Origin of the sequence: Chryseobacterium sp. 7 (assembly GCF_003663845.1) — a bacterium.
Classification (GTDB): domain Bacteria; phylum Bacteroidota; class Bacteroidia; order Flavobacteriales; family Weeksellaceae; genus Chryseobacterium.
Genome location: NZ_RCCA01000001.1, coordinates 3,532,307 through 3,546,248, shown reverse-complemented (window position 1 = coordinate 3,546,248; position 13,942 = coordinate 3,532,307). Strand labels below are relative to the sequence as shown.

Here is a 13,942-nt window from a genome sequence, read left to right as displayed (position 1 = left end):
ACAGCAGTATAATGACAATAGGAATTATTGATACAGGGTGCGATAGAAATCATAAGCGCTTTGTTGATTTAGAAATAGAGGGACTCACCATTTATAAAAATGCCAATAATGAAATTATTACGGTAAAAGACAGATTTTCAGACAATAAAGGACATGGGACAGGGATTACATCTATTATCCACAAAAATTCTCCCCTGTCCAAAATCATTGTTGTAAAAATTGAATCATTTGATCATTCATTGTCAGAAGATTTATTGGTTGAAGCTATTGAATATTTAACAAATCATACTGATGCTAAAATTTTGAATATTAGCATGGGAGTCAATACAAATAATCCTTCCGTACAATTAAAAGAAGCCTGTCAGTTTGCTTTTGATAAAGGGGTAATTGTAGTTGCTTCAGCATATTATAAACATGATAGCCTGTGTTTTCCGGCAAATTTTAAATCAGTATTTGCAGTAGGCTCCGGAATTGTAAAAAGTAAAGAAAGCTTTAGATTTTTGGGACAGGATTCTTTTGTTAATATTCTTGCAAAAGGAGGTTTTCAAAGAGTTGCCGTACCACAGAATAAATATCAGTTTAGTACCGGGACAAGTTTAGCCACAGCACATTTTACAGCGATATTGGCTGATGCTTACGAAAAAGGAGAATGGAAAACCAGAGACGAACTGAATAATTGGATATCCGGAAATTCTGATAATAATACGATAAGTCTTACAAAACATGATCAGCTAAGAGTAGATCATGAAAATATATCCGCAAAAGAAGAACGCACTTTTCAAGAAGTTTTTACCCTTGACAAGTCAGTTGAAAATTTTGCAATTTTTCCTTTCGAAGAGAAAGAAATGAAGACGTTAATTGAGTTTAGAGAACATTTAAATTCAAACTTAACTTTAGCAATCGGTTCTCCAAGAAGTATCAAATTAGATAACACCATGGAGCTCTTACAGGAAAAGGGTATTAATTTTATTACAAAGGCCTTAAACCCTGAACACTTTGATCTTTTTGACACCATTGTAATTGGGTATTTTCTTGATAAATTATCTGATTCCAACTCCTTCTTTGGTTTTACTCTGATCAAAGAATGTATCAAAAGAAATAAGAATTTTATTGTGTGGGATAAAGCTGTATATGATATTATTAATCAGGTTATCAATGATGATGAGCATGCCTATACTGGGAAATTGTTTTTAACCTCTTTTGATAATGATAAAAAAGATTTCCTCTATAGAAATGTTGATTATGTTGCGTTGAAGAGACCTTCTATCTGTGTTGTAGGAACAAACAGTAGACAGGGAAAATTTACAACACAGATGATCATAAGAAAAGTATTGGAAAAAGAAGGATACAAAGTATCACACATCTCTACCGAACCTCAGGGGATTCTTCTCAATTCTTCCTGTGTTTTTCCAATAGGGCATAATGGAACCGTATCAGTAGATCTTAGAGAATGGAATAAATCATTAAGGCTTTTAAGCCAAAGCATAGAATTAAACGAAGAACCTGACATCATTATTACAGGAAGTCAGGGAGGGATACTTCCATTACATCCTGTTAATGACTCGTTGCCTCCTGAAAAATTAATTTATGTAAAATCATTTTATCCTGATGCTATTGTATGTACAATTAGTCCCAGTGACTCCATTGATGTGATACAGAGAACGGTAAATACCATAAAATCATTTGTTGAAACAGAAGTATTGTTTTTTGTGCTGACACCTTGGCAGTATAAATTCCATCATGGATATAAAACCATCGTATCTTTTGATAAGATAGATGAAGAGGAATATAATGAAAAGCTCATTTATTTTACCGAAAAATTGGGTAAGAAAGTCATTAATATTAAAGATGAAAACCATCACAACATCATTGTAGATGAGATTGTAAATTTCTTTGCAAAAGAAAAAGAAGAAGTAATGTAGGAACATTGAAACCTTATTGTAATATGAAAATAGACATCAACAAAATAGTAAACGGCTGTCAGTCATTAACCAATGATGATAGAGAGTTTGTAAATAAAAATTATTTTAATGATAATTATGGGTATAGAGGCATACCGGTAGTTTTTAAAAATGCATTTAAATCAGAAAATGAAAGCCCATCAGGTGATCATACCGAAGCAATTTTGAATATTTTCAGATGTTGGCTATCAGAAGAAAAATTTAATATCCTATCTGAAGAGAAAGATACATTTTCAGCTTTAGATCGTGAAGAGTTTAGCAAAGATAAGTGGAATTATTTGTTGTCTGGAAGAAAGTTGTGGCTTATATATCCAGCAACATTTAATGCTGAAATAAGTAATAATAGATCTAAATATCACTTGGAAAATATAGGAAATATTAATGAGAAGATTTCTGAAAATTTAATCAAACCATTTTATGCTATTCAGGAACCGGGAGACTTAATTTACATCCCAGGGAACAATTATCATATGCACATTAATGTAGAAGACACTGCGGCATACCAGCAGAATTTTATCAACGAGATTAATTATGACAATGTGAGAATAGCTCTTAGAAAAGGCAGTAAAGAAGAAGCTAAACACCTGGAAACAATAATTAAAAGCAATTTTGAAAAACTAAGTCAATAGTCTCATTTCAGCTTTCAAAATAAAAGTAGTGTAAAAAACAAAAAAAATATGGAAATCAATATAAAACAAAAAATCAGTGATATCTTACAAGATTTAACTCAAAGTGAATATCAGGACATTTTTGAAGGATGTGAAAACGATCAGGAAAGATTACAACTATTGACATCAGAATCTATGCTGGCTTTGGTTTTTATATCATCACTTGAAGACGAATTCTCAATAGAATTTGAGGATGATGAATTGGATGTCAATTTTTTCTCCAGTACTGAACTCGTTGAAAATATTATAAAAAAACATCTTGCTCTGGTTTAAAGTATGAGAAATATTCTGTCTCTATTTTTATTTCTTAGTATCATTCAGACTGTATATTCTCAGGAATATTCAGCTTTCGGCAAAGTAATAAGAGAAAACGGTTCTCCAGTATCATCTGCAGAAGTTATTCTTAGTACAAAATCAGATTCCGTACTTGTAAAAGCAACGGTTACCGATGATAACGGGAAATTTACTCTTGGAAATCTTCCAAATGGAAAGTATGCTTTAAGGATTCAGCATAAAAGTACCGCTGCACATAATGAGACTTTGGAAATTAATAATGAATCTATAGATCTTGGAGCCATTACAACCTATCAGAATACAATACTGATAGACAAAATTGTGATTGTAAAACCGCTTCTGGAAAAGAAAATTAATAAGACCATTATTAATGTAGAAAATAGTGTTTATAAAGTTGGGCAGGATACCTATCGGCTATTAAATATTTCCCCTGAAATTCAAACAGATAATATCGGAAATATAACATTCAGGGGAAATGAATCTGTGACGGTTTATATGGATGGAAGAAAAATACAATTAGGTGGAAGAGAATTGATGGATTATCTAAAATCCATACCTTCAGAATCCATTAAAAATATTGAAATCAGCTCAGTTCCTTCGGCTGAATTCGATGCGTCCACTAAAGGAGCCATTATTAATATCAATACAAAAAGCAATTATAAATACGGGTTGAGCGGTACAGTATATAATGAGCTGCAACAGCACAGACATTTTCAGTGGAACGCTGGAATGATGCTGGTTTATCGAAAGAAAAAAATCATTACACAAGCTAACTATACCTATGGAACCGGGAGGGGATTTGTGGATAATAATGATAGACAGACTTTTTTTAATAGACCAATTCAGCTCAATCAGCACGAAGATTATAAAGAAAAAATAGGAGCCCATAACCTTAGTGCAGGACTGGATTATAATATTAATGAAAAAAATGTTATAGGAGCCAATTACATTTTAAGCTATTGGAGTGGAACAACAACAGGAGTGTCTACAAACTCAATCAAGAATACATCAGATTTTAATGTAGATTCTATTTATGTGACAAAGAATGAGAAACCTTTAACGCTGAGAAATCAAACATTTAACACATTCTACAGATATAAAATAGACTCGTTGGGAAGTAAAATAGACGCGGGATACAATTTCATCAGTTACAATAATCATCAGGAATCCTATCTGGACAATAATTTTTTTGATAAAAATAATCAGATTATGAGACCAGGTACCTATTTATCTATAAAAAACCCTTTAAAAATAAACATTCACACCTTCAATCTTGATTATAATAAAGTTTTTAAAAATGAATTGACAGCACAGCTGGGATCAAAATATGTAATTTCTAAAACCAATAACAGTATACAGTTTTTTGATAGCCTGAATCAAGTGTTTAACCCCATACTTTCAAATGATTTTGTTTATGATGAAAAGCTTTTGGCTTTCTATTCAAGTATAAATAAAAAGTGGGGCAAGTGGGGAATGAATTTGGGCTTAAGAGTAGAAAATACAAACTATAATGCCAATTCAATAACCACTTCAGAATCGTTCTCTCAAAATAGATGGGATCTCTTTCCTTCCGTTTTTGTGGAATATAAACCCTCAGATGATAATACTCTGAATTTCTCCTATGGAAGAAGAATTACCAGACCTCCTTACAAACTGCTGAATCCCTTTGAAAATATTGAAGATCCGTTTTTTATATCAAAAGGGAATCCTTTCCTAAAACCCTATTTCTCTAATAGTTTTGAACTGAATTATCTGCTTAATAAAAAGCATAATTTCACATTGCTTTATCAAAGGAGTACGGATGTAATTAATAATATTTTTGTAACGAATGTCAATTCGCAAACTATTTCTACTTATGATAACATTAATGATGAAGAAATGTATTTGGCATCCTTCAGTACTTTTTTTGATATTTATAAATGGTGGAATTTTAATGCCTATGCGAATGTTGTCTATAGAAGAATCAAAGTGAACAATGCTCATCCCCAATCTTATGAAAAAGCAACACCTTATATCAGAATCAATAATACATTCAAAATTAAGGATGATTTTTTTATAGAAATTAATGGAAGCTATTTTGCAAGATCTTTCTATAGTGTTTACGATCTTGCCCCGCAGGCTGTGGTCAATATGTCATTCAGGAAATCCTTTTTTAAAAATAAGCTGAATGTCAATTTAAGTTTTAATGATCCGTTTAATATTAAGCGTATCAGAGTTAATGTAAATGAAACAGATTTCAACAGACAAATTGAAAATAGATTAGCAATAAGAAGTGTCTCTTTGAGGCTGTCTTATAACTTTTCAAAAGGAAAGAAAAATACAAACAGAGAGCAGATACAATCTACAAATAGCAATGAAGTCAACCGAATCAATCAATAATTTGTTCAGATTATCCAGATTTTTGGAAGTTTATGAAGACGGGGTAGACCATGTTTACCTCCATTCTGCTATATCTCATAAAAGGATACTAATAAGCAGAGAAAATTATAAACTGCTGCTTACAGGTTCATTCAGTCCTATAGATGCAAAAATAGTAAAGGAACTTATTGATAAAGCTATTTTAGTGCCTGATATTATAGATGAAAAAGAGTTCATAGCTAATCATTTACAAGGATTAAATAAATTGACGTTGGTTTTTGATGATGTCCATTTTTCAACGGACATTTTTCAGAATATCTTTCAATCGCTTAAGAAAGTTTCATATCATGATATTTGTTTACTCTTTGCACTTCAAAACAAGAAAAACCTGGCCTTTATAAAAGAAGGTCTGCGTAAATATTCCAAAGAATTTGAAAATATAGCCATTTTGAGGCTTGAGAAAGAAAAAATTAATTCTTTTAGCAATAAAATTAATATTTATAAGTCTGTAAGAGGATTTGATGAAGAAAAACGGATATATTCTCATAGAATGATTTATAATGTTAATGAATCTGAAATTAATGAGCCTTTATCCTCTGGAGAAAAAATTTCATTTAAAGAAATCAATCCCGCTATTATGAGTATTTACGGTCATCAGCTTACAGGACCAAAAACAATGAACGGGCTGTCTGTATTATTGACTGCCCATCATGATATAAAAGAATTACCCATATCAGGATTTATTGTTGATTATCATAGATTATCGGATTTTATTAGAAATGAAAAAATTAATAAAAACTGTATAAACTGTTCTGTTTTGCCCACTTGTGGAGGATATTTTGAAGAAGCTGCAGTAGAATGCCCCTCCTTTAAAAATATTCAATTGAAAAACTTCGGCAAAGAAAAGGAAGAGGAGTCCTCAAACCATCTGGCTGGGGTAAGTAACAATCTGATTCTGAAATCAGACTTCCTGAAACATGTGGATGATATGATTGTTCTTAATGTTCCCGATTGCTCAGAATATATGGCTATTTTCTATCTTAATAATCAATATTACAGAGGTTTTAGCCATGCGAAGGCAGGTAAATTGATTGAGGCAGGAGATATCTTTGCCTATGCAGATAAAATTTCGACACAGCTTCTCCCACAAAGCGGTTTTTCATACAATTTCATACAGACATTTATAACGTCCAACAAATCATATTTGTCTTTCAAATTAAATAATAACGAAGAAGCACTAAATATAACGAAGGATGGAATCAGATATAGTATAGAGCTGGATACCTATCGGTCAATAGAAATTCTTTCATTGCATATATCCCAAATGCTGATGAATATGTCTACTGTATATTTAGCTGTAAATGATATGGAAAAATGGAGAGAAACTACTATGGCAAATATTAATTATTTATTGAATTTTGAGCTTCCGATCCATGCTGATGGATATGATATAAGCTTATTAAAAAAAGCTCCGGCTCATTTAAGGTATTTTATGCTGCTGGAAATTATCAATCAGATATTGACACGGATCATAAAAAAAGGTTTTGAACCCGGCTTACAATTATTGCGTGAAATTAAAGTAAAAGATCTTTCGACAGAGATAGACAGACAAATTTCAGAATGGGTAAGCCTGATTATCATTTCTTGTAGCCCGGATACCAGCATTACAGACTTCGAAATCAGACTTTCTGAATTTTATAGTTCTGAAAATGAAATAATTGAACTTTCTAAGCTTAAACTTTTTTTAAGATTTATGATCAAAAGTAACAACAAAAAAATCCATAAAAATATTTTATAAGCTATAGAAGAAAAGCCCAAATATTATTTAATCCCGAGAAAGTTCTGTTTTAAAATGATAAATTTGAGTAAATTTTCAGGAGAATGAATTTAATGTACGAAAAACAGATCCAGGTAACGGAAGAACATATTGATCAGAATAATCACGTGAATAATGTACAATATGTGTACTGGGTGGAAGAAGTGGCAGCAGAACACTGGGATCTTTTAAAACAGAAAACAGAATATGCAAATGATGTCTGGATGCTTCTTGATCATCATATCCGGTATAAAAAACAAGTCTATCTGAATGACATCATCACGGTAAGAACCTATCCCATGTCACCTGAAGGAGCCAAACAGCCCAGAAAAGTAGAATTTTACTGCAATGATGAGCTGGTAGTAGATTCAAGCACCCTTTGGATCCTGTTTGATCCGGAAACCAAGAAGATCAAACGATTGGAAAGTGACTGGCTGGAAAACTTTTAAAAATCCGCTAAAAAGAATATTTTAATATCGCTCTAATAGAAACAGTCTTTTCTCTATTAAGCGGTTTTGTCATATCTTTGTACTATGATACGTATTACAAAAATTTTTACATTCGAAACCGCTCACGTGCTTTACAACTACGATGGGAAGTGTAAAAATATGCATGGACATTCCTATAAACTGTTTGTAACAGTGAAAGGGAAACCGATCAATGATATTGAAAATCCTAAAAATGGAATGGTGGTAGATTTCGGAGATATTAAAAGTATCGTAAAGTCTGAAATCGTAGATGTATGGGACCATGCGGTTCTTGTAAATGCCCTGTCTCCGCATAAAGAACTGGGTGATGATCTTGAACAGAAAGGCCATAAAGTAATCTATTGCAGCTTCCAGCCTACCTGTGAAAACATGTTGTATGCCATTGCTGCCAAAATCAAATCAAGACTTCCGGAAGGAATTTCTTTGGCTTATCTTAAACTTCATGAGACGGAAAACTCTTATGGAGAATGGTTTGCAGAAGATAATCAATAATTTTACCCCCCACAAAACTCAGAAGGTGTTAAAAACAACAATTAATTTAGAACCTGGAAAAAAAGTATATTTCGCTTCAGATCAGCATTTTGGTGCTCCTACACCTAAGGAAAGCAAGGTGCGTGAAGAAAGATTTATATGCTGGATGGATGAGATCAAAGAAGATGCTCAGGTTTTGTTTTTAATGGGTGATCTTTTTGACTTCTGGCATGAATGGAAGCATGTTATTCCTAAGGGATACGTTCGTGTTCTTGGAAAAATTGCAGAGCTTAAAGACAGAGGAATTCATATCTATTTCTTTGTCGGAAACCATGATTTATGGATGAAAGACTATCTGGAAGAAGAAATTGGCTGTACTGTTTTTTATCAGAAACAATATTTCGAGATGGGAGGAAAGCAGTTTTTGCTGGCCCATGGAGACGGTTTAGGCCCCGGTGACAAAGGATATAAACGAATGAAAAAATTATTCACAAATCCTGTTGCACAGTGGTTCTTCAAATGGCTTCATCCCGATATTGCTATGAAAGTAGCTTTATATCTTTCCCAAAAAAATAAAATGATCTCCGGAGAAGAAGACAAAGCCTTTCTGGGAGAAGATAAAGAGTTTCTGATTATTTATTCCAAAGAAAAGCTGAAGACTCAGAAAATAGATTATTTTATCTACGGGCACAGACACCTTCCGATGGTGCTGGATTTGGAACAGAATGCCAAATATATCAACCTTGGAGACTGGATTTCCTATTTCACCTACGGGGTTTTTGAAAAAGATTTTGAACTGAAAGCTTTTGAAAAGTAAAGCAAAAAAAATTACCTCTAAAAAGAGGTAACCTTCAAATAGGCCGAAACCTATTCTTGTTTTTAATCCATATTCCGTTTAAGTAATTGCAAGAAGCCTACCAAAATAGAATTTTCAGATTAAAAAAATATTAAATATCAATATTTTATCTTTATAGTTGCCTTGTAATGAGGTGATAATGAGCTTAAAAAAGTTATGAAATTAGAAAACATATTCAACATACAGACTGAACAGGATTTCCTGAACGCATCATTGAAAACATTTCGTTATCAGTATGAAAATGTTGAAATATACAGGAAGTTTGTTGACTTTCTGAAAGTGAATCCTGATGAGGTAGACAGTTTAGTGAAAATTCCGTTTCTGCCTATTGAAATGTTTAAAAATCATCAGATTCTTGATAAAAATGTGACAACAGATTTGTTTTTTCAAAGTTCAGGAACCACTCAGATGAATCTTTCAAAACATTTTATTGCAGATCCAAAGCTGTATGAAGAAAGTATTTATAAAAGTTTTGAACAGTTCATCGGAAAACCGGAAGATTTTATTTTTCTGGGCTTACTTCCAAGCTATCTGGAAAAACAGAATTCATCCCTGATTTATATGGTAGACTATCTGATGAAAAAATCTGCCAGGCCGGAAAACGGATATTTTCTTTACAACCATTCTGAACTTTTTGATTTATTGAACAATCTGCAGGGCAAAAAAGTTATTCTTTTCGGAGTTTCCTTTGCCTTATTAGATTTTCTGGATTACTGCCATGCTGAACAAAGTGAAGAATCTCAAAATTTCCCCGAAAATTTAATCGTAATTGAAACCGGAGGAATGAAAGGACGAAAAGAAGAAATGACCAAAGACGAGTTATTGAAAATTTTGCAGGACGGTCTTAAAACAGATAAGATCTATTCAGAATATTCTATGACGGAATTGCTTTCGCAGGCTTATTCTCTTGGAAATAATGAATATGAATGTCCCAACTGGATGAGAATCATGGTCAGGAATGCAGAAGATCCCTTAAGCTATGAAAAAGAAGGAAGAACAGGTGCTGTTAACATCATTGATCTGGCCAATACCCATTCCTGCTCATTTATTGCGACACAGGATTTAGGGAAAATTGTGGGAGATAAATTTCAGGTATTGGGAAGAATAGACCATTCGGATATCAGGGGTTGCAGCCTGCTGGTAAGTTAGAAAGCGTAATGTCAAAGGGGAATTGTGAATAGTTAATCGCTTTGCTTGTCAATTTTTTCATCATCGAAATAAATAAAAATAGCTTATTATTTTTGCTGAGTGAAATGCTTTTGCGAACATTTAAAGGTAGTAAATATAAACTTTGTGGACATTGCGTTTATAATATTGACTATTGGAGAGCGAGCGCATCATCATTAATACTTTTTACATTGTACATTTTACAATTATACCAATGATCAAAATAGAAGAACTTATCCACACCTACATTCATTCCCATTGCGATTTTGAAAAAGAAATCGTACTGACGAATTATTTTCAGGCAGATTGGGAAGCAGATATTCTGGTCATTAATTCAGAAGGCGAAAGTCATGAAATTGAGATCAAGTTTTCAAAAAGTGATTTTAAAAATGATTTCAAAAAATCTTACCTCAATAAAGATACAGGAGAAAAATTTCTGAAGCACGATAAAATTTCCTGTGGAGATTACATCTGCAACTCTTTTAGCTTTTTACTTCCTATGGGAATGATAGATGCTGCGGTTATCCCCGAACATTGCGGAATCATCGAGTTTTATCATAATGCAGATACCTGGGAAACGGAGTTCTATCTGATCCGGCCGCCTAAAAAGCTTCACGAAGACTCTTACTGGAAGCTTAATGATAAAGATCTTTTCATCCGGAAAATGGCTCTGAATCTTCTCCAGCGTAAAATGGAAATCAAAGGAAAACATGAAGAACTGATCTTCAAAAATCCTTTTGACATCAAAAAACTGAAATAAAAAAATCCTGCCGCCTGACAGGATTTTATATTTGAATATTGCTCTAAAAATTAATCTGCAATTTCTGCAGTATCTCTCTGAAGTAAGAATTTGTAGATTAATCCTCCTACAACTCCTCCTAAAATTGGTGCTACCCAGAACAGCCAAAGTTGAGACATCGCAGTTCCTCCCACAAATACCGCTTGAGAAAGTGATCTCGCAGGGTTTACAGAAGTGTTTGTGATGGGAATAGAGATCAGGTGAATCAACGTAAGAGCAAGACCAATAGCAAGACCGGCAAATTTACCGTTCGCCCATTTGTCTGTAGCTCCCATGATTACGATAAGGAAGAAAGCAGTTAATAAAAACTCAGCCAGGAATGCTGCTCCCATGCTGAATGCTTTTCCGTTATACACAGCTTCACCGTAGAAGTTGGTGGCAAAATCTCCGGGTTTGGAGAATTCTACCGCTCCCGCTCCGTTAAGGATTGTATACAGGCATCCTGCTGCTACAATTGCTCCCAGACACTGAGCTACAATGTAAGGGATAAGGTCTTTTGCAGGAAATCTCCCTCCAGCCAAAAGCCCGAAAGAAACGGCAGGGTTAAAGTGCCCTCCTGAGATGTGTCCTACAGCATAAGCCATAGTAAGAACCGTAAGACCGAAGGCTAAAGCAACTCCTAAAAGTCCGATGCCGATATCTGGAACACCAGCTGCGAAAACAGCGCTTCCACACCCTCCGAAAACAAGCCAAAATGTGCCGAAAAATTCAGCGAAAAGTTTTTTTATCATGTTGTTTATTATTTAAATGCATCTCAAATGTAAAATTTAAATCTTAAAGTAAAAAGTAAAAACTGAAAAAATATTTCGAAAAAGAGTGAACAATAATTGTAAAATCTATAATTTGGTGTAAAGTTTGTTTGGGATTTATTTATAGAGCATTATAGTCGGCTTTGAAAGATATAACATAAATGTTTTATCTTTCGTTTGTAATTTAAAAGGATGGTGAATGAGAAAGTATTTTTGTGTGGTCTTTGTACCTTTTATTTATAGTTTACATTATTCGCAGGCAGCCAAAAAAGCTTTTCCCTGCTATGATCTTTCTACTGTATTGAAGGTTGAAGCTACACCGCTTTACAAACCTCACCTTGATGCCTCCAAAAGTTTCGGAATACAGCTCCTTAAAGATTCCAAGACCGTACAGAAATATATCAGTAACGGAAAATTCCACAAAATAAAAAAATCAGGAAAAGGATACCAGGTTCAGAGGCTGGATTACAGCAGGGCTTATATGGTATCCAAAGCAAAAACTACCCTGGAGAAAATAGGTTCCAAATTCAGTAAAGACACAAAAGGAGGTACATTCACCGTTTCCTCCATTACCCGAACTCTTGAAGACCAATGCAGGCTGAGGAGAGTCAATTCAAATGCATCATTAGGGATTAGTTCTCATAATTATGGGAACTCTTTTGATATTTCTTATATAAGATTCAACAACGTTCTGAAGTACAACCCGAAGATGGAAATAGCCTTGGAGAAAGTTTTAAAGCATTATCAGAATGCCGGTAGAATATATTTCATTAAAGAAAGGCAACAGAGCTGTTATCATATTACAGTGAAAAATTATTAATTAAAAATCTTTCTTGCATAGCATGTTTAGTTTATATATTTTTATACAACTAAAAACTATGCTTATGTCAACATTAAACATTGTAGACTATATGCTGCCTGTAGAAGAATGCAGAGCTGCATCCGGTGAATGGAAAGCTTACTGTTCCGATTTTTCAAAATTACAAAAGCTGATTCCCACCAACTATGTTTTTAATATTTCCAGTGAACATCTTGAGTGGATGAGAGGTTTCAGGGAGTATAAAGACTTTTGTTCAGCAATAGGAGTGTATAGAGATCGACTGATTCTTATTCTTTATCCTATGAATAACGAAGGAGTAAAAATAGATGTCAAAGAATATCCGTACAGCTTCCTTACCGAACTAGACAAAGACCTGAGACTTCAGGAAATCCAGGAATATACAGTGGTTAAAAATGCAGTTCTTTCTAAAGATTTAGAAAAAGCTGAGAAAGACTCTAATATGGCTTTCCCAATTTCCAATACCCCAATTCTTGAGCAGGATGTAGCCGTAACAGCTATTGAACGTTGGAGAAACGAAGGGATGGACTGGTTCTATAAAGAGTGCGGAGAAAATTCAGGAGCAGGGATTTTCAGAAAATTCTATGTTCCTACAGCAGATCTTTGCCTTGATGATGCGGGCTTAACAGGAATTACCTGTTCTTTCGGGCTTAAATACAATGATATTTACGGAAAGATGCTGGTAACTCTTATCTTCATCTCTTTCCGTGAAAATCTTAAAAATGCAGAGCTGGGAGCGGAGACTATTTCAAATACATATGACTGGGCAAAACCATGTCCTCCTATCTGCCGTATCCCGGATGTAGACGTAGGATGTGAATTTTAAAAAAGATAAACTGAGGAATGGCTGGACTTTATAAGGCAATTTTATTCCTGAATTATGCACTGCTTCTATCTGTTATACTGCTGGGAGCAGCAAAATACCGCATATTAAACTCAAAAGAAAAGCAATATTTTCATTGTATTGCTTTTCTTTTTTTTATTGAACTGCTGAATCTGGCTCTGCCCTATATCTTCAAACTTAATGATACTTCATTTCTCTATCCCTTGTACATTGCAGGAGAGTTCTTTTTGCTCACAGGTTTATTCATCAGAAAACTGGACTGGCCAAAAGTTGTTCTCTGGACTGTAGGGATACTGGCAGGAGGTTTTATGGTTGCAAAATATGGGTTTGATTACCCATCCAATGCAGATATTGCGAAAGTAGTTTCCAATATCATCATCATCTGTCTTTCCGGATTTACCCTCATTCGTGAGATTAAGAATACCTCTGCACAGAACCGTTTTCTTTTGGTAGATGCAAGTATTTTTTTCTACTATTCTGTTTCGGTATTTATATTTATTATTCAGCACCAGATTGCAGAGCTGTCGGAAAACGATTATTATACTATTCTCAGTGCCAATAATATTCTTTCGAGTATTTTGTACTGTTCATTTTTATATACTTTTGTCAGATTAAAGAAGTAACTTTAAATAT

Annotated in this window: 14 protein-coding genes; 13 read left to right on the top strand and 1 reads right to left on the bottom strand. The window is 33.7% G+C overall.

All coding sequences use genetic code 11. From position 1 onward, the window contains the following. Positions 1–11 precede the first annotated feature (11 nt). The 10 genes from CLU97_RS16240 (at position 12) to CLU97_RS16195 (ending at position 10,839) form a co-directional block, all read left to right on the top strand. On the top strand, positions 12–1,922 hold the full coding sequence (locus CLU97_RS16240) for a S8 family serine peptidase (protein WP_121488853.1): 1,911 nt from the start codon (positions 12–14) through the stop codon (positions 1,920–1,922). Positions 1,923–1,945: 23 nt separating this feature from the next. Further along, a complete protein-coding gene (locus CLU97_RS16235) occupies positions 1,946–2,590 on the top strand; it encodes a hypothetical protein (RefSeq protein ID WP_121488852.1) in 645 nt (214 codons plus the stop codon). Between the two features lie 48 nt (positions 2,591–2,638). Then, positions 2,639–2,902, top strand: coding sequence for a hypothetical protein (locus tag CLU97_RS16230; RefSeq protein ID WP_121488851.1), 264 nt, complete (start codon positions 2,639–2,641; stop codon positions 2,900–2,902). A 3-nt stretch (positions 2,903–2,905) separates the two neighbouring features. Then, positions 2,906–5,302: an outer membrane beta-barrel family protein gene (locus CLU97_RS16225; RefSeq protein ID WP_121488850.1), complete on the top strand. Its 2,397-nt coding sequence runs from the start codon at positions 2,906–2,908 to the stop codon at positions 5,300–5,302. Further along, entirely contained in the window at positions 5,277–7,079 is a 1,803-nt protein-coding gene (locus CLU97_RS16220; RefSeq protein WP_121488849.1) for a hypothetical protein, read from the top strand. Before CLU97_RS16225 ends, CLU97_RS16220 begins: the two co-directional genes overlap by 26 nt. An 83-nt stretch (positions 7,080–7,162) precedes the next feature. After that, a complete protein-coding gene (locus CLU97_RS16215) occupies positions 7,163–7,546 on the top strand; it encodes an acyl-CoA thioesterase (RefSeq protein WP_121488848.1) in 384 nt (127 codons plus the stop codon). Between the two features lie 84 nt (positions 7,547–7,630). Beyond that, on the top strand, positions 7,631–8,077 hold the full coding sequence (locus tag CLU97_RS16210) for a 6-pyruvoyl trahydropterin synthase family protein (RefSeq protein WP_047097353.1): 447 nt from the start codon (positions 7,631–7,633) through the stop codon (positions 8,075–8,077). Between the two features lie 25 nt (positions 8,078–8,102). After that, positions 8,103–8,873, top strand: coding sequence for a UDP-2,3-diacylglucosamine diphosphatase (locus tag CLU97_RS16205; RefSeq protein WP_121489771.1), 771 nt, complete (start codon positions 8,103–8,105; stop codon positions 8,871–8,873). A gap of 195 nt (positions 8,874–9,068) precedes the next feature. After that, on the top strand, positions 9,069–10,061 hold the full coding sequence (locus CLU97_RS16200) for an acyl transferase (RefSeq protein ID WP_121488847.1): 993 nt from the start codon (positions 9,069–9,071) through the stop codon (positions 10,059–10,061). A 232-nt stretch (positions 10,062–10,293) separates the two neighbouring features. Continuing rightward, positions 10,294–10,839, top strand: coding sequence for a hypothetical protein (locus tag CLU97_RS16195; protein WP_121488846.1), 546 nt, complete (start codon positions 10,294–10,296; stop codon positions 10,837–10,839). A 50-nt stretch (positions 10,840–10,889) separates the two neighbouring features. Here the strand turns inward: CLU97_RS16195 and aqpZ are convergent, their stop codons facing one another. Continuing rightward, complete coding sequence (gene aqpZ / locus CLU97_RS16190) at positions 10,890–11,606, bottom strand: aquaporin Z (RefSeq protein ID WP_089690627.1); 717 nt, start codon at positions 11,604–11,606, stop codon at positions 10,890–10,892. Positions 11,607–11,826: 220 nt separating this feature from the next. Between aqpZ and CLU97_RS23745 the strand changes: the two genes are divergently transcribed. The 3 genes from CLU97_RS23745 to CLU97_RS16170 all read left to right on the top strand — a co-directional run bounded on the left by CLU97_RS23745 (position 11,827) and on the right by CLU97_RS16170 (position 13,932). After that, positions 11,827–12,447 carry a DUF5715 family protein gene (locus CLU97_RS23745; protein ID WP_183084587.1) on the top strand — a complete coding sequence of 207 codons (621 nt, stop codon included), beginning with the start codon at positions 11,827–11,829 and terminating at the stop codon, positions 12,445–12,447. A gap of 64 nt (positions 12,448–12,511) precedes the next feature. Continuing rightward, complete coding sequence (locus CLU97_RS16175) at positions 12,512–13,291, top strand: hypothetical protein (protein WP_228437749.1); 780 nt, start codon at positions 12,512–12,514, stop codon at positions 13,289–13,291. 17 nt (positions 13,292–13,308) lie between these two features. After that, complete coding sequence (locus CLU97_RS16170; RefSeq protein WP_121488842.1) at positions 13,309–13,932, top strand: hypothetical protein; 624 nt, start codon at positions 13,309–13,311, stop codon at positions 13,930–13,932. Positions 13,933–13,942: the final 10 nt, after the last annotated feature.